This window comes from Microbacterium hydrothermale (assembly GCF_004854025.1).
In the GTDB taxonomy this organism is placed as follows: Bacteria; Actinomycetota; Actinomycetes; order Actinomycetales; family Microbacteriaceae; genus Microbacterium; species Microbacterium hydrothermale.
On the sequence record NZ_STGM01000004.1, the window covers coordinates 67,443 to 83,630 of the forward strand.

Sequence of the window (16,188 nt, forward strand, 5' to 3'; positions counted from 1 at the left end):
CGTACGGCGGGATCCTATGAACGACGGTCAGTACCAGATGTCGAGCAACGGCGTCATCGCCGGGGCGAACGCCGCGTCGATCGCCGCGATCGCACCGGCGTCGCCGCGGACGAGTCCGGCCGCGGCCAGCTCGGAGGCCCGGACCCCGCCCAGCAGAAGCGAGCCGAGGGCGCCGACCGTGAGCTGCACATCGACCGGCGCGTCCGCGTCCGCCGGGGAGACGGCCGCTTCTCGCGCCTCGTCGATGCGCACGGCCCACGTGCCGTCGGCGAATCCGAGCGGGTCCTCGACGCGGACGATCGCGTCGAGGGGGGCCGCGTAGGTCCGTGACGATAGGGCGCCGGCCACGTCGAGCACGCGCAGCCAGTGGTGGTCGGTGAGCGTGGCGGTCACCGCGCGGCGGTCGGAGACCATCCACTGCACCGGCGGCACCGGTGCCTGCAACCAGGCCTTCACCGTGCCCACCAGGTCGTGCTCGATCGCGAAGCGCCACAGCGCCGCATAGGCGTCGTCGCCGTCGGCGAAGAGGCTCCGCACGTTCAGGACGTGGGAGGAGTAGTCGTCGTTCTCGTCGAGGGTGTAGATCAGGATGCCGCGCTCGACCCCGTTCACGTCGCGGTAGACGACCGCGCGCACCTTCTCGGCTTCCTTGTCGCCGGGCGCCGCACCGGCGATCGCGCGCCACCGCCCGTCCCACCCGGGGACCGCCCCGGGCCGTGAGACCCGCACGCGCTCGTGGATCGCGCGCACGTGCGCCACGACCGCGTCGCGGGGGACGAAGTCGAGCCGACCGGGCGTCGCCGGACCCGTCCACCGCGCACGACGGGTGTCGACCACCACGTCCGACGCCCACGCGGCCGGGGAGAAGCCCCAGCGACCGTAGATCGTCGCCTCGGTGACGGTCAGACCCGCCAGCGCGAAACCGGCGTCGGCAGCCGTGCGCAGCTCTCCCCCGATCATCGCCCGGGCGATGCCGCGGCGACGATGGGTGGGGGCGACGGTGACGGCGCTGATCGACCAGAGATCCGCCGTGCGACCGGGCGACGTCGTCAGCGTCGACGCCCACGAGTCGATCGTGCCCACGGGCACCTCCGGCTCGCTCCCCGCCGCGTCGAAGACCCCGGTCAGCCGTCGCGTCCGCAGCGTCTTGCGCGCGTGGGCGGCCTCGTCGTCGCTCGACTCCCCGCCCAGGAAGCCCCGAGCGACGGCGCGCTGGAAGGGGCGGAAGCCCTCGCCGTCGGCATCGATCCGGCGGTACTCCAGGCCGACGGCCGCCAGGTCGGCGGAGGAGGTCTGGTCGAGGGGCAGCGTCAGGGTGTCGAGGGATGCCATGACCCCAGCCTAGGGATCACCCCCGACACGCGTCAGGGGCAGCCGGCGGCGGCGGTCAGTGGGTCGACTGGATCGCGCGCAACCGCGAGAGCACCTGGTCGCGGAGCTCCTCGGGCGCCGTCTCCTTGCACGCACGCGCGACCACCTCGGTCAGCGTGCGGGCGACGTGCGCCTCGTCCTGGCATCCGGGGCAGTTCTCCAGGTGCTCGCGGATGTCCTTCGCCTCGGTCTTGCAGACCTCGTTGCGCAGGTACTCCTCGAGGTCACGTCGCGCCTTGTCGCAGCCGCAGTCGCTCATTTCGTCTCTCCCGTCGCGGCCTGGATGCCGCGCTCTCTGGCGTAGTCCGACAGCAGGTCACGCAGAAGGCGGCGTCCGCGGTGCAGACGGCTCATGACCGTGCCGATCGGGGTTTTCATGATGTCGGCGATCTCCTGGTAGGCGAAGCCCTCGACGTCGGCGAGGTACACCGCCATCCGGAAATCCTCGGGGATCGACTGCAGCGCGTCCTTGACGACGGATGCCGGCATGTGATCGATCGCCTCGGCCTCGGCCGAACGCGCACTGCTGGCGGTGGTGGACTCGGCTCCGCCGAGCTGCCAGTCCTCCAAGTCGTCGATCGCACTCTGATAGGGCTCGCGCTGCTTCTTGCGATACGTGTTGATGTACGTGTTCGTCAGGATGCGGTACAGCCACGCCTTGAGGTTGGTCCCCTGCGTGAACGTCGCCCACGAGCCGAAGGCCTTCACGAAGGTCTCCTGCACGAGGTCGGCGGCGTCGGCGGGGTTGCGCGTCATGCGCATGGCCGCCGCGTACAGCTGATCCATGAAGGGCAGGGCCTGCTCTTCGAACTGTGCGCGGGGCTCCACCTCGAGCGGGCCGGCGTCTGCGGTGTCGTTCATCGCGCGCCAGTCTACGTCGCGTGTCCCGACGGCCACCGGGATGGCCGTCGCGGCGCGGTCGCGCTCCAGAAGTGCGGTCACGTGTCGTCCCCTTTCAGTAGAGTTGGAACCCATGACTCCGCTCGGGTATTCCCCTTCCGCCGCCACCCCCCGCGGTGCGTGGGACGCGCCCGTCGCGACCCGTCCCGTGGATGCCACGGTCACGGTGCCGGGATCGAAGTCGCTCACCAACCGCGAGCTCATCCTGGCGGCGATCGCCGACGGCCCCGGAACGCTGCACGCTCCGCTGCACTCCGACGACTCCGCCCGCATGATCGACGCGCTGCGGGCGCTCGGGGTCGACATCGAAGAGGTCGACACGGGCTCCGCGTTCGGACCCGATCTGCGCGTGACCCCGCCCGCCACCTTCCGCGGCGACACCGAGATCGACTGCGGACAGGCGGGCACCGTCATGCGCTTCATCGCGCCGCTGGCCGGTCTCGCCCGCGGAGACGTGCACGTCACCGCTCACGAGAGCGCGCTGCACCGTCCGATGGGGGCGATGATCCACGCCCTGCGCGACGTCGGCGTCGACATCGACGACGGGGGTCACTGGGCCCTGCCGTTCTCGGTGCGCGGCCACGGACACGTCCGCGGCGGCGAGGTCGAGATCGACGCCAGCCAGTCGAGTCAGTTCGTGTCGGGCCTGCTGCTCGCGGCGGCGCGGTTCGACGTCGGTCTGCACCTCCGTCACGTCGGCTCGCGCCTTCCGAGCATCCCCCACATCGACATGACCGTCGAGTCGCTCGCCCACCGGGCCGTGCACGTCGAGCGCCCCGCGGCCGGGGAGTGGATCGTGCCCGCGGGCCCCGTGCGCGCCAAAGACATCGCGATCGAGCCCGATCTGTCCAACGCCTCGCCGTTCCTCGCGGCGGCCATGGTCACCGGCGGCTCCGTCACGGTCACGGGCTGGCCGCTGCACAGCACCCAGCCCGGCGCGCTGCTGGTCGACATCCTCGCCGAGATGGGCGCGCGCGTCAGTCGGCGCGGCGGTGCCCTCACCGTGGCGGCGGGAGACGACGGCATCCTGGGCGTCGACCTCGACCTCTCGGCCGCCGGAGAGCTGGCCCCCACGCTCTTCGGTCTCGCGGCTTTCGCCGACGGTCCCACCACGCTGCACGGCATCGGCCACATCCGCGGTCACGAGACCGACCGCATCGCCGCCCTCGTGGGCGATCTGCGATCCCTCGGCGGCGAGGCGCACGAGCTCGACGACGGCATACGCATCGTGCCGCGTCCGCTGCACGGCGGCGAGTGGAAGGCGCACCACGATCACCGCCTCGCCACCACCGGGGCCCTGATCGGCCTGCGCGTGCCCGGCGTGCGGATCGACGACATCGGCACGACGGCGAAGACCCTCCCACAGTTCGCGGCCCTCTGGCACGCGATGCTGGGCACGGACGCGGATGCCGCGGACTGACCCGTGAGCTGGCTCGACGACCCCGACGACGACGACCTCGAGTTCGACGAGTCGTCGATCAGGGTGCGCCCCAACCCCAAGGCGAACCGGCCGCGCACCAAGCGCCGTCCCGCTCACGCCGACGCGCGCATCGCGCGGGTGCTGGGCGTGGACCGCGGGCGCTACACGGTACTGATCGACGAGGACGGGCCGGACGAGCGCCGCGTCCTCGCCACCCGCGCGCGAGAGCTGCGCAAACAGCCGATCGTCAACGGCGACCGCGCGCGCGTCGTCGGAGATCTGTCGGGTGACGAAGGCACGCTGGGCCGCATCGTCGGCATCGAGGAGCGCACCTCCCTCCTGCGCCGCAGCGCCGACGACACCGATCAGGTCGAGCGCGTGATCGTCGCCAACGCCGATCAGATGCTGATCGTGGTGGCGGCGGCCGATCCCGAACCGCGCGAGCGTCTCGTCGACCGGTACCTGGTCGCGGCGCTCGATGCCGGCATCCGCCCCCTCCTCGTCGTCACGAAGACCGACCTCGCCGACCCGACGGAGTTCCTGTCGCACTTCGCCGGGATCGACCTGAGCGTGTTCACCAGTGCGCAGGGCGACATGCCCCTCGACGCGATCGGCGAGGCGCTCGCCGGTCACGCGACAGTGTTCGTCGGGCACTCCGGCGTCGGCAAGTCGACTCTCGTGAACGCGCTCACCGGATCCGAGCGCGCGACCGGGCACGTCAACACCGTGACGGGACGCGGACGCCACACGTCCTCCTCGGCCGTGTCGTTGCGCTACCGCGGCCCGGCGGGGTCGGGATGGGTCATCGACACCCCGGGCGTCCGGTCGTTCGGTCTGGGCCACATCGATCCGGCGCACGTGCTCGGCGCGTTCACCGACCTGGCCGAGGTCGCCGAGGAGTGCCCGCGCGGGTGCACCCATCTCCCCGACGCCCCCGATTGCGCCATCATCGAGGCCGTCGAATCCGGTCGGCTCGGCCCGGGTGCCGCCGCACGCCTGGACTCGCTGCAGCGCCTGCTCACGACGTTCCAGGGCATCGAGCGTTCTAGGCTGGAGGGGTGACCAACCTCGACAAGGGCGACACCGCGCCCGATTTCACCCTTCTCGACCAGGATGAACACCCCGTCTCGCTGAGCGACTTCCGCGGACGCCGCGTGATCCTGTACTTCTACCCGGCCGCGCAGACGCCCGGCTGCACGACGCAGGCGTGCGACTTCCGCGACAGCCTCGCGTCGCTCCAGGGAGCCGGCTACACGGTGCTCGGCATCTCGCGCGACGCCCCCGAGAAGCTCCGCGCGTTCCGCGACAGCGACGGCCTCACCTTCCCGCTGCTGAGCGACCCCGATCACTCCGTCCACGAGGCGTACGGCGCGTGGGGCGAGAAGCAGAACTACGGCAAGACCGTCACGGGCGTGCTGCGTTCGACGTTCGTCGTCGACGAGGACGGTTCGATCGTCGAGGCGCTGTACAACGTCAAGGCGACCGGACACGTCGCGCGGCTTCGCAAGACGCTCGGTCTCGCCGCCGCCTGACCCCCGCGTCCCCCGGCCCCGCTGCGCACTGCCCGTGCCGGCGGGGCCTTCATCGTGCGCCTCAGTCGTCGTCGCGACGTCGCGGAGCCGCGGCGCGCACCGCGAGCACGAGCAGCACGAGGCCGATCACGGCGGGGACGGCGATGAGGATCGCGATCCCCGGCGACGCCCACTCCCCCGTCACGGCGCCGATCGCCACCGACAGGATGAGCAGCTGCGTCACGATCCCGCCGGAGCGTCCGGCCGAGACGTCGCGTGCCGTCGCCACCCCGAAGGCGGCGACGATCGCCGCGCCGATCACGGTCAGCACGATGAGGGCGATCGAGCTGACCGCCGAGTCGGTGTCACCCCCGACGAGGGCGACGACCTGCCAGCCCGCGAGGGCCAGGATGCCGAGGGCCTCGAGGCCGAGAAGAGCGGCGGCGGCCAGCCGAATGGGCATCCGAGAGCCTCCCGACGGGCGCTGCCGCGCCGTTACGATCCGGAAACCTGCCGGTTACCTCTTGATCAGGCGGAATCGCTATGGGAGCATGGAACAAGCCGTGTGCTCCCACAGCGAAGTGGGGCGAGCGTTCGCTCGCGTTCCCACCAGGGTACCGGACCCGAATCCCGGTGCCGAATCGTCGAAATTTCTGTTACAAGGAGCACCCCTATGGATTGGCGCGACAAAGCAGCCTGCCTGACCGTCGACCCCGAACTGTTCTTCCCCGTCGGCAACACCGGCCCCGCGGTCGACCAGATCGAGAAGGCCAAGTCGGTCTGCGCACGCTGCACCGTCACCGAGGTCTGCCTGCAGTACGCCCTCGAGTCCGGTCAGGATTCGGGCGTGTGGGGCGGCCTGAGCGAAGACGAGCGCCGCGCGCTCAAGCGCCGCGCCGCTCGCGCCCGCCGCGCGTCCTGACGCCGGATTCCGCGAAGACGCCCGCCCCCTCGGGGCGGGCGTCTTCGCGTTGAGGGCACCGGGTCCCGTTCACCCGGAGGATCGCACTCCGCGCCGCGGCCGCGCGACGCCCGGAACGACACCGGATGCCGCGCCCCCGCGCCTCAGGAGGCGGAGCCGCCGATGTAGCGCAGCGGGATCTCGATCGTGACCTCGGTTCCGCTGCCCATGAGCGTGTGCCAGTCGATGGTGCCGCCGAGCTCGCCCTGGATGAGCGTGCGCACGATCTGGGTGCCCAGACCGCGGCCGACCTGCCCCTCGGGCAGTCCCACGCCGGTGTCGCGCACGCTGACCTCGAGCATCTCCCCCGACCGTTCGGCGGCGATCTCGACGTCGCCCTCCTGGCCGGCGAGTCCGTGCTCGACGGCGTTGGTGACGAGTTCGGTGAGGGCGAGGGCGAGGGGCGTCGCGAACTGGCTCGGGAGCGTGCCGAACTGTCCGGTCGTCCGCGTGCGCGCGCGGGTGTTCGGCGCGGCGGCGACCTCGGCGACGAGCTTGAGCACGCGGGCGAAGACGTCGTCGAAGTCGACGTTCTGCGCGAGCCCCTCCGACAGCGTGTCGTGCACGACGGCGATCGCCGAGACCCGTCGCATGGCCTGCGTGAGCGCGTCGCGCGCCTCGTCGGAGTGCGTGCGCCGCGCCTGGATGCGCAGGAGCGATGCCACCGTCTGCAGGTTGTTCTTCACCCGGTGGTGGATCTCGCGGATCGTCGCATCCTTGGTGATGAGCTCCTGCTCCTGGTGGCGGATCTCGGTGACGTCGCGGCTGAGGACGATCGCCCCGATCCGGGTGCCGCGATCGCGCAGCGGGATCGTGCGGAGCGAGACCTGCACTCCCCGGGCCTCCATGTCGGCGCGCCAGGGCGCGCGCCCGCTCACCACGACGGGGAGCGACTCGTCGACGTCCTGTCGCTTGGCGGGGAGGATGCGGGCCGTCACTTCGGCCAGGGACTCGCCCTCGAGCTCGTCGTCGAACCCCATGCGGTTGAACGCCGAGAGCGCGTTGGGGCTCGCGAAGGTGGTGATGCCGTCGACGTCGAGGCGGATGAGCCCGTCGGAGGCTCGCGGCGCTCCGCGGCGCGGAGCGGTGGGGGCAGCGAGATCGGGGAACTCGGCCGATGAGATCATGCCGAACAGGTCATCGGCGCAGTCGTTGAAGGTGATCTGCTGGCGCGAGGGCGTCCGCGTCTCGCCGAGGTTGGTGTGCCGGGTCAGCACGCCGACGGTCGTGACCGCGGCGCCCTCGCGCGACAACTCGCGCACGATCGGCACCGCGCGCACGCGCGTGGGCGTCTCCTCGAACCAGTCGGGGGATGCCGAGTCGACGATGCGACCGCTCTGGAAGGCCTCGCGCACCTGGGTGCGCCACTGCGGGCGGACGCGATCGCCGACGATGTCGCGGTAGAACAGCGTCGCCGCTCCGCCGGGTCGGGTGTGCGCGACGGCGACGAACGAGTCGTCGGGGGTCGGGACCCAGATGACGATGTCGGCGAAGGCGAGGTCGGCCAGCAGCTGTCCATCACCCGCGAGCCGGTGCAGCCACTCGACGTCGGCCTCGCTGGAGCGGCCCTGGGCGTAGACGAGTTCGCTGAGTGTCGACACCCTCCCACCCTAGAGCCCGCCCCACCGCCTCCGTGCGCCCGGCGCCTCCTCACCCAGCTGTCGGGTGAATCAGCGGGTGAAGATCAGCGACGCCCGGTCCAGGTGCGGGCGAAAGCAGAGCGTCCGAAACTCCCCGTCGGAGCGGTCACCGGAACCGCCAGAGAAAAATCCGCGGTCCGCGGGTGAACTCCACCCACCCCCGGAAGGGGGGACATAATGACCGGATGACCGACGATTCTTCACCCCTGGAGAGATTCGCCGAGCTGGACGATGTCGCCGCCGCCCTCGCCCTCCCGCGCGAAGAGGTTCTCGATCTCGTTCACGAGGGACATCTCCGCGGCATGCGGGTCGGCTCACCCGGTCACTGGCGCATCGACCTCGACAGCGTTGATGCGCATGTGGACGCGCGGGTGGAAGACGCGCGACGTGCCGCGCTATGGAGACAATCGCAGGCCGCGAGCTTCCCCGAGCTGTGGGGGCGCGGCGAGATCCGGCACGACGACTGAGACGGGTCCTCCCCATCTCACCCCGACCTCACGCCTTCCACAGCTTCCCCATAATCGCCGTGGCGTAAGGATGCGCTCCCCTACTGTCGGCCGCACGTTGATCCGCACGATTCGATGCCGCCGGCCGGAGGGACCCCATGTCATTCGCAGCACCCGACCCCGACTCTCACCCGCCGCGTTCGCGCCCGCGCGGCGAGGAGTACTTCGCCCGGCAGAAGACATCGACGGCGGAGCTTCCTCCACCGGAGGTCTTCGTCCGCAACATCGTCCGCGGCATCCTCGAGGTGCTCGCCGGGGTGCGTGAGATCGAGCAGCTCGCTCGGTGGCTGTCGGAGGAGGTCTACCGCTCGCTCGTGACGCGCGCCAATCTCGCCGCCCGCGCCCGGAGCGCCCGCCGGGTGCCCGCCCGCCGCGACGTGCACGAGATCCGCGGCGTGCACATCTCCTCCCCCGCCGACGGGGTGATCGAGGCCACCGTCACCGCATCCGCCCGGGTGCGGACACGGGCCGTCGCGGTGCGCCTGGAGGGCATGGACGGCCGCTGGCGTGTGACGGCCCTGGGGCTGCTGTGACCTCCGGGCCCGCGTGGGCGCGGCACCCGCACAATACGCGGCGGATGGTTCGTCAGGGACGCCAGGACGCCAGGAAGTTGCCGAGCCTCTCGATCGCGTCGCTGATGACGCGCGCCTCGGGCAGCGTCACGATGCGCACGTGATCGGTCGCCGGCCAGTTGAAGCCCGAGCCCTGCACGAGCAGCACGTGCTCAGCGAGCAGGAAGTCGCGCACGAACTGCGCGTCGTCGGGGATCTCGTAGACCTCGGGGTCGAAGCGAGGGAACGCGTAGAGCGCCCCCCGGGGCATGACGCACGACACCCCGGGAATGGCCTCCAGCCCCTGCCAGGCGGCATCCCTCTGCTCGTGCAGGCGACCCGTGGGGGCGATGAGCGCGTCGATCGACTGCACTCCCGACAGCGCTGCCTGCACCGCGAATTGGGCCGGCACGTTGGGGCACAGGCGGGTGGATGCCAGCAGGTTGATGCCGTGCAGGAAGCCCTGCGCGTGCTCCTTCGGGCCGGTGATCGCGAGCCATCCCGAGCGGTACCCGGCGACGCGGTACGTCTTCGACAGCCCGTTGAAGGTCAGCACCAGCAGGTCGGGCGCGACCGTGGCCATGGGGATGTGGACGGCGTCGTCGAAGAGGATGCGGTCGTAGATCTCGTCGGCGAGGACGAGCAGCGAGTTCTCGCGCGCGATCTCGGCGATCCCCTCGAGCACCTCTCGCGAGTACACCGCGCCGGTGGGGTTGTTGGGGTTGATGACGACGATCGCCTTCGTGCGGGGGGTGACCTTCGACCGGATGTCGTCGAGGTCGGGCTGCCACTCGCGCTGCTCGTCGCAGAGGTAGTGCACGGGCGTGCCACCGCCGAGGCTGGTCATCGCCGTCCACAGCGGGTAGTCGGGGGCGGGGATGAGCACCTCGTCGCCCTCGTCGAGCAGGGCCTGCATCGTCATCGTGATCAGCTCGGACACCCCGTTGCCGAGGAAGACGTGATCGGGGTCGAGGTGCGGGAACCCGGGCTCCTGCTCGTATCGTGAGACCACGGCGCGACGGGCCGACAGGATGCCGCGGCTGTCGCTGTAGCCGTGGGCGTTCGGCACCGACGCGATCATGTCGCGCACGATCTGGTGCGGCGCCTCGAACCCGAAGATCGCCGGGTTACCGGTGTTCAGCTTGAGGATCGCATGCCCCTCGGCCTCGAGTCGATCGGCCTCGACGAGGGCCTCCCCGCGGATCTCGTAGAGGACGTCTTTCAGCTTGGACGACTGGTCGAGAGGGCGAAGCGGGCTCATCGGTTCAGGATATCCCCGGGCCGATCCGGCCAATCGACACCCGGTGGACCGCATCCCTCCGGCCCCGGGTGGCGCCGTCGTGCGGATGGCGCCGTCGACACGCCGCCATCGGGAGGCCCGGTCCGGCCTCTCGCGGCCGACCTCCGCACGACGGCCCGGCACGACGGCGCGGCCTGACCCCGGGTGCAGACGACGGATGCCGTGCCCCCACGCGGGGACACGGCATCCGGTATCTGTCGCTCTTACTTCTTCTTCGCGGCGCGACGGTCGGCGCGGTTGGACGCCTCGGGCTGCGCGGCGGCGTCGGTGCGCTGTCCGAAGGCACCGCGCGCGCCGGCCGGAGCGGCGTCGGCGGCGGGAGCCGACGGCTGCGCCTGACGGAGGCGGTTCGTCGCCGCCTGCTGCACCTGACCGCGGTCGTTGCGCACCTCGACCTCGCCGGCGTCGTTCGCCGCGGAGTACTCCAGACGCTGCGTCTCGACCGGGGTGGGCGTCAGGCCCTTCGCCTCGACCTGCGCCGCGGGCTCGCCCTCGACGCTGCGCACCTCGACCTCGAGGTTGTAGAGGAAGCCGACCGACTCCTCCTTGATCTGCCCCATCATCGACTGGAACATCTGGTAGCCCTCGCGCTGGTACTCGATCAGCGGGTCGCGCTGAGCCATCGCGCGCAGGCCGATGCCGTCCTTGAGGTAGTCCATCTCGTAGAGGTGCTCACGCCAGCGGCGGTCGAGCACCTGGAGCACCACACGACGCTCGAGCTCGCGCAGCGCCTGCTCGCCGAGGGCCTTCTCGCGGTTCTCGTAGGCGATCCGGGCGTCCGAGATGATCTCGCGCTTGAGACCGTCGGGGGTGATGCGGCCCTTGTTGCCGCCGGCCTCGGCCACGACCTCGTCGATCGTGACGCTCACCGGGTAGAGGGTCTTCAGCTCGGTCCACAGGGCGTCGAAGTCCCACGACTCGGTGTGGCCCGAGCCGGTGTGGTCGTCGATCACGGCGGTGATGGCGTCCTCGATGAAGTGCTGCACGCGGTCGGCGATGTCGTCGCCCTGGAGCATGTGACGACGGTCGGCGTAGATGGCCTCGCGCTGGCGGTTGAGCACGTCGTCGTACTTGAGAACGTTTTTGCGCATCTCGGCGTTGCGGGCCTCGACCTGCGACTGCGCGCTCTTGATCGCCCGGGAGACCAGACCCGACTCGATCGCGACGTCGTCGGGGAAGTTGGTGCGCGCGAGGATCGCCTCGGCCGCGCCCGACTGGAACAGACGCATGAGGTCGTCGGTCAGCGACAGGTAGAAGCGGCTCTCGCCCGGGTCGCCCTGACGGCCGGAGCGACCGCGCAGCTGGTTGTCGATGCGGCGCGACTCGTGGCGCTCGGTGCCGAGCACGTAGAGCCCCCCGGCCTCGGTGACCTTCGCCGCCTCTTCGGCGACGGTGTCGCGCATCGCCTGGTAGACCGAGTCCCACTCGGCCTCGTACGCCTCGGGCGTTTCGACCGGGTCGAGGTTCTTCGCCTTCATCTCCTGCACGGCGAGGAACTCCGCGTTGCCGCCGAGCATGATGTCGGTACCGCGACCGGCCATGTTGGTGGCGACCGTGACCGCGCCGAGGCGACCGGCGCGGGCGACGATCTCGGCCTCGCGCGCGTGGTTCTTCGCGTTGAGGACCTCGTGGCGCACGCCCTTCTTGGCGAGCAGGCGCGAGAGGTACTCGCTCTTCTCGACGCTCGTGGTGCCGACGAGGACCGGCTGGCCCTTCTCGTGGCGCTCCACGATGTCTTCGACGACCTGCGCGAACTTCGCGGTCTCGTTCTTGTAGACGAGGTCGGCCTGGTCCTTGCGGATCATCGGCTTGTTCGTCGGGATCGGGACGACGCCGAGCTTGTAGGTCGACATGAACTCGGCCGCCTCGGTCTCGGCGGTACCGGTCATGCCCGAGAGCTTGTCGTACAGGCGGAAGTAGTTCTGCAGTGTGACGGTGGCGAGCGTCTGGTTCTCGGCCTTGACCGGCACGTTCTCCTTGGCCTCGATGGCCTGGTGGATGCCCTCGTTGTAGCGGCGACCGACCAGGATGCGGCCGGTGTGCTCGTCGACGATCATCACCTCGTCGTTCATCACGACGTAGTCGGTGTCGCGCTTGAAGAGCGCGATCGCCTTGATCGAGTTGTTCAGGAACGAGATCAGCGGGGTGTTCGCCGACTCGTAGAGGTTGTCGATGCCGAGGTAGTCCTCGACCTTCTCGATGCCGGGCTCGAGCACGCCGATGGTGCGCTTCTTCTCGTCGACCTCGTAGTCGACCCCGGCCTCGAGGGTGCGGGCGAGCTTGGCGAACTCGGCGAACCAGCGGTTGGCCTCGCCCGACGCCGGACCCGAGATGATCAGCGGGGTGCGGGCCTCGTCGATGAGGATCGAGTCGACCTCGTCGACGATCGCGAAGAAGTGTCCGCGCTGCACGAGGTCTTCTTTGCGCCAGGCCATGTTGTCGCGCAGGTAGTCGAAGCCGAACTCGTTGTTCGTGCCGTAGCTGATGTCGGCCTCGTACTGCTCGCGGCGCACCTCGGGGGTCTGCCCCGCGACGACGGTGCCCGTCGTCATGCCGAGAGCGCGGTAGACGCGCCCCATCAGCTCGGACTGGTAGCTGGCGAGGAAGTCGTTCACCGTGATGACGTGAACGCCCTTGCCCGCGATCGCGTTGAGGTACGCCGGAAGAGCCGCGGTCAGGGTCTTGCCCTCACCGGTCTTCATCTCGGCGATGTTGCCCAGGTGCAGGGCGGCGCCGCCCATGATCTGCACGTCGTAGGGGCGCTGGCCGAGGGTGCGCTTGGCCGCCTCGCGGACGGCGGCGAAGGCCTCGGGCATGAGCTGGTCGAGCGTCTCGCCGGCGTCGTAGCGGGCACGCAGCTCGATGGTCTCGTTGCGCAGTTCGTCGTCGGTGAGCTGCTCGTAGTCCTCTTCGAGGGCGCCGGTCGCCTTCACGACGCCCTGCAGGCGGCGCAGGATGCGGCCTTCGCCGGCGCGCAGCAGTTTCTCGAGCGGATTTGCCACGAAGAATCTCCATCTGTCGGGTGCGGCGCCCGCGCGGACGCCGGCCTGCGAACAGGCATACGACCCTCATGCTATCCGTGTTACCCGTTCGTGACCTGCGAGGAGGCCGCAATCCGAAAGTCACCGCGCGCGTCCGCAGCGAACACACGGCGACGCCCGCGAAACCGCGGCCTAGGATCGGTCCATGGCCGGTTTCTGGGGCAAGAGGAAGCGCGAAGAGCAGGATGCGGCGGACGCCGACCTGGCGCGGCGGGCGGAGCTCGCGATCGTCGCCGCCGACGAGCGGGTGCGACTCACCTCCGATGAGCTCGATTTCGCCCGCGCCGAGCTCGGCGACAAGGCGACGGAAGACCTCGCGGCGGCGCTCGACTCCGTCCGCACGCATCTCGCCGAGGCGTTCCAGTTGCACCAGCTGAACCACGACGAGATCCCCGACACCAAAGAAGAGCTGCGCACGCGCAACGCGCGCATCATCCAGCTGTCGGAGTGGGCCGAAGACCTCCTCGAAGAACGCACCCAGGTGCTGCAGCCGAAGATCGACGCCGTGCGCCGCGCGCCCGAGACCCTGGCGCGCGTGCGCGCCGACCGTGAGCGTCTCGCCGCGCGGATCCCCGGCGCCCGAGAGGTCGTCGACCGCCTCTCCCGCCGCTACAGCGAGTCCGCTCTCGCGCAGATCGGCGGCAATCCCGACGAGATCGAGCAGCTCCTCGACTTCGCGGTGCACACCGCGGGCGTCTCGGAGCGTCGCCGCGAGGCCGGCCAGCGCGAGCAGGCCTCCGTCGCCCTGGAGGCCGCGACCGAAGCGGTGCGTCGCGCCGAGTCCCTCCTCGATGCGGTCGACACGTTCGAGATCGAGGCGCTGCGCGCCGAATCCACGCTGGCCGCCGTCGTCGACGACTCGCGCAACGACCTGGTCGAGGCGCGGCAGGGCGCGCAGACGCCCGCCGTGACAACCGCGATGGCCGAGCTGCAACAGGCCCTGACCGCCCTGCCCGCCTCGGGGACGCGCAGCGACCCCTTCGCCGCGCTGTCGTCGCTGCGCCAGGCCAACGCCGCGCTCGACCTCGCGCGCGAGCGCGCCGCGCGTCCGGTGCCGTCGCAGGAGCAGGTCGAGCACGCCATCGACGACGCCGACCGACAGCTCGCCGTCGCACGCGGACTGATCACCGGTCACCGCGGCTGGATCGGCGCCGATGCCCGTACCCGCTTCGTCGAGGCCGAGCGCCTGCGCGCCGGCCTCCCGCTCGGACCGGTCCCGGAAGACCAGCGCGAAACGGCCCTCGCCACCGCGCGGCGCGCCGGGTCGTTGGCATCCGAGGCTCTGCAGATCGCCCAGCGCGACATCGAGCAGTCCCGCCCGAACGACTGGGGCGGCGACGGCTACGGCCGCGGAGGCGGCTACGGCCGCGGGGGCGGCATGGGCGGCGGCAACATGGTCGGCGGAATGCTCGGCGGTCTCGTCATCGGTTCGCTGCTCGGCGACATCTTCGACGGCTGAACCGCTCCCCCGTCACGACGACGCCCCCGGCCCATCGGCCGGGGGCGTCGCTTCATGCGTGCGTCAGGACGCCACCGAGACCATCGGCGACGCCTGCGTCGTCAACTCGATCACGCCGTAGTCCCAGCCCTTGCGGCGGTACACGACGCTCGGGTGGTCGGTGCGGGCGTCGATGAACAGGAAGAAGTCGTGGCCGACGAGCTCCATGCGGTCGACGGCGTCTTCGACGGTCATCCACTCGGCCTCGAACTCCTTCTGGCGGATGACGACGGGGCAGTAGTCCTCTTCTTCGGCGACGTCGGCCTGCACCGGCACGGAACCGGTGGCGACGGCGCGGAGCACATCGACGGAGGCGGGCTCGACGTCGATGCCGGCGAGCTCGCCGGTCCCCTTCTCGAACTTCGCGCCGCGCGGGTGGTTGCGGGCGTCGACGCGCTTGTCCTTCGCGCGACGGACCTGCTCCGAGATCTTGTCGACCGCGAGGTCGAGAGCCGCGAACTTGTCGGCATCGGTGGCCTCCGCGCGAACGACGGGACCCTTGCCGTCGAGCGTGAGTTCGACCGTGTCGTCCTCCATTCGACCGTTGCGATAGGAGCGATGCGTGACCTTGACCTCGAGGGTGTTCGCCCGGGGAGCCAGGTGCTCGATGCGGCTGACCTTCTCTTCGACCACCGAGCGGAAACGATCGGTGATCCCGACTCCCACGCCGACGATGTTGGTGTCCATCCGTGACCTCCTTGTTCCGGGTTCCGCCCGGTCTAAGGGCGGAACGTCCGTCGCCTTCAGTCATCCTTACGCTAGTGCCGCGACACGGCCGTGTCACGTGTCAATCACCTCCGGTTCACCTCCGAATCCGCCACGACGCGGCGTGTGCGCCAGGGTGACCGCGATGACCCGGGTCGCGCCCGCCTCCGTCAGCACTCGCGCGACCTCGCGGAGGGTGGCCCCGGTCGTGACCACGTCGTCGACGAGGACCACGGGGCGCCCGTCGACGGCGCGGGCGAAGAACGCACCCCCGACGTTGCGCCGACGGGCGTCGCGGTCGAGACCGCGCTGATCCCGCGGGGTCCGACGCAGCCGGACGAGCCGGCGATCGCGGTGTCCGGCACGCCGCAGGATGAGTTCGACGGGTCGGAACCCCCGCCGCCGCATCGCGGCGCGCGTCGAGGGGACGGTCGTGACGAGGGCGTCGGCCGGTATCCCGCTCAGGAGCGCTCGCAGGGCCGGGGCGAGGGCGCGGGCGAGCGGGGTGCGTCCCTCTTCTTTCAGCGCCCGGATCACGCGGGCGGCCGCGCCCTCGAACGCGATCGCGCTCGTGACCGACAACCCCGGCGCGAGCGGGCGACGGACGGGGACGGGAACGAGGGCGCCGCGGCATCCGTCGCACAGCTCGACATCGAGCGCCCCGCACCCCGCGCACGCGACGGGGAGCCAGAACGTGAGCGCGTCGCGCAGGGACGCGGCGACGATCGGGCGCAGGTGCATGACCCGAGCCTCGCGCCCGCGCCGGCCCCGCGGGATGCGGATC

General features: G+C 70.8%; 16 protein-coding genes. 7 read left to right on the forward strand and 9 right to left on the reverse strand.

The genetic code is table 11. From position 1 onward, the window contains the following. Positions 1–27 precede the first annotated feature (27 nt). The 3 genes from FB047_RS09565 to FB047_RS09575 are packed head-to-tail and all read right to left on the reverse strand — an operon-like array spanning position 28 to position 2,232. Complete coding sequence (locus FB047_RS09565; protein ID WP_136586974.1) at positions 28–1,332, reverse strand: GNAT family N-acetyltransferase; 1,305 nt, start codon at positions 1,330–1,332, stop codon at positions 28–30. Positions 1,333–1,387: 55 nt separating this feature from the next. Continuing rightward, positions 1,388–1,630, reverse strand: a complete 243-nt coding sequence (locus FB047_RS09570; RefSeq protein WP_136586975.1) for a zf-HC2 domain-containing protein — start codon at positions 1,628–1,630, stop codon at positions 1,388–1,390. Further along, positions 1,627–2,232 (reverse strand): sigma-70 family RNA polymerase sigma factor, encoded by a 606-nt coding sequence (locus FB047_RS09575; protein ID WP_136587203.1) that lies wholly within the window; start codon positions 2,230–2,232, stop codon positions 1,627–1,629. Before FB047_RS09575 ends, FB047_RS09570 begins: the two co-directional genes overlap by 4 nt. Before the next feature lie 112 nt (positions 2,233–2,344). Between FB047_RS09575 and aroA the strand changes: the two genes are divergently transcribed. Genes aroA through bcp form a run of 3 tightly spaced genes read left to right on the forward strand, consistent with a single transcriptional unit; the run spans position 2,345 to position 5,223 of the window. Then, complete coding sequence (gene aroA, locus FB047_RS09580) at positions 2,345–3,691, forward strand: 3-phosphoshikimate 1-carboxyvinyltransferase (protein ID WP_136586976.1); 1,347 nt, start codon at positions 2,345–2,347, stop codon at positions 3,689–3,691. A 3-nt stretch (positions 3,692–3,694) separates the two neighbouring features. Continuing rightward, the gene (rsgA, locus tag FB047_RS09585; protein ID WP_136586977.1) at positions 3,695–4,753 is read left to right on the forward strand and encodes a ribosome small subunit-dependent GTPase A; all 1,059 of its coding nucleotides are present in this window, start codon (positions 3,695–3,697) and stop codon (positions 4,751–4,753) included. Beyond that, entirely contained in the window at positions 4,750–5,223 is a 474-nt protein-coding gene (gene bcp, locus FB047_RS09590) for a thioredoxin-dependent thiol peroxidase (protein ID WP_136586978.1), read from the forward strand. Before rsgA ends, bcp begins: the two co-directional genes overlap by 4 nt. 61 nt (positions 5,224–5,284) lie before the next feature. Here the strand turns inward: bcp and FB047_RS09595 are convergent, their stop codons facing one another. Continuing rightward, on the reverse strand, positions 5,285–5,665 hold the full coding sequence (locus FB047_RS09595; protein ID WP_136586979.1) for a histidine kinase: 381 nt from the start codon (positions 5,663–5,665) through the stop codon (positions 5,285–5,287). Between the two features lie 210 nt (positions 5,666–5,875). Here FB047_RS09595 and FB047_RS09600 point away from each other — a divergent pair, with 210 nt between their 5' ends. Further along, the gene (locus FB047_RS09600; protein ID WP_013583608.1) at positions 5,876–6,124 is read left to right on the forward strand and encodes a WhiB family transcriptional regulator; all 249 of its coding nucleotides are present in this window, start codon (positions 5,876–5,878) and stop codon (positions 6,122–6,124) included. Between the two features lie 143 nt (positions 6,125–6,267). On the opposite strand, the gene FB047_RS09605 is transcribed toward FB047_RS09600, so the two are convergent. After that, entirely contained in the window at positions 6,268–7,764 is a 1,497-nt protein-coding gene (locus FB047_RS09605) for a sensor histidine kinase (RefSeq protein ID WP_136586980.1), read from the reverse strand. A 224-nt stretch (positions 7,765–7,988) separates the two neighbouring features. Between FB047_RS09605 and FB047_RS09610 the strand changes: the two genes are divergently transcribed. Together FB047_RS09610 and FB047_RS09615 are read left to right on the forward strand one after the other, a co-directional pair. Beyond that, on the forward strand, positions 7,989–8,270 hold the full coding sequence (locus tag FB047_RS09610) for an excisionase family DNA-binding protein (protein WP_136586981.1): 282 nt from the start codon (positions 7,989–7,991) through the stop codon (positions 8,268–8,270). A gap of 137 nt (positions 8,271–8,407) precedes the next feature. After that, the gene (locus FB047_RS09615) at positions 8,408–8,842 is read left to right on the forward strand and encodes an Rv3235 family protein (protein ID WP_136586982.1); all 435 of its coding nucleotides are present in this window, start codon (positions 8,408–8,410) and stop codon (positions 8,840–8,842) included. A 52-nt stretch (positions 8,843–8,894) separates the two neighbouring features. Here FB047_RS09615 and FB047_RS09620 read toward each other — a convergent pair whose 3' ends face one another. Next, the gene (locus FB047_RS09620; RefSeq protein ID WP_136586983.1) at positions 8,895–10,121 is read right to left on the reverse strand and encodes a pyridoxal phosphate-dependent aminotransferase; all 1,227 of its coding nucleotides are present in this window, start codon (positions 10,119–10,121) and stop codon (positions 8,895–8,897) included. Between the two features lie 242 nt (positions 10,122–10,363). Further along, positions 10,364–13,162, reverse strand: coding sequence for a preprotein translocase subunit SecA (secA, locus tag FB047_RS09625; protein ID WP_136586984.1), 2,799 nt, complete (start codon positions 13,160–13,162; stop codon positions 10,364–10,366). A 184-nt stretch (positions 13,163–13,346) separates the two neighbouring features. Between secA and FB047_RS09630 the strand changes: the two genes are divergently transcribed. Further along, a complete protein-coding gene (locus tag FB047_RS09630) occupies positions 13,347–14,660 on the forward strand; it encodes a coiled-coil domain-containing protein (protein WP_136586985.1) in 1,314 nt (437 codons plus the stop codon). Positions 14,661–14,723: 63 nt separating this feature from the next. Here FB047_RS09630 and hpf read toward each other — a convergent pair whose 3' ends face one another. After that, a complete protein-coding gene (gene hpf, locus FB047_RS09635) occupies positions 14,724–15,386 on the reverse strand; it encodes a ribosome hibernation-promoting factor, HPF/YfiA family (protein ID WP_136586986.1) in 663 nt (220 codons plus the stop codon). A gap of 93 nt (positions 15,387–15,479) precedes the next feature. Beyond that, on the reverse strand, positions 15,480–16,145 hold the full coding sequence (locus tag FB047_RS09640; protein WP_136586987.1) for a ComF family protein: 666 nt from the start codon (positions 16,143–16,145) through the stop codon (positions 15,480–15,482). Positions 16,146–16,188: the final 43 nt, after the last annotated feature.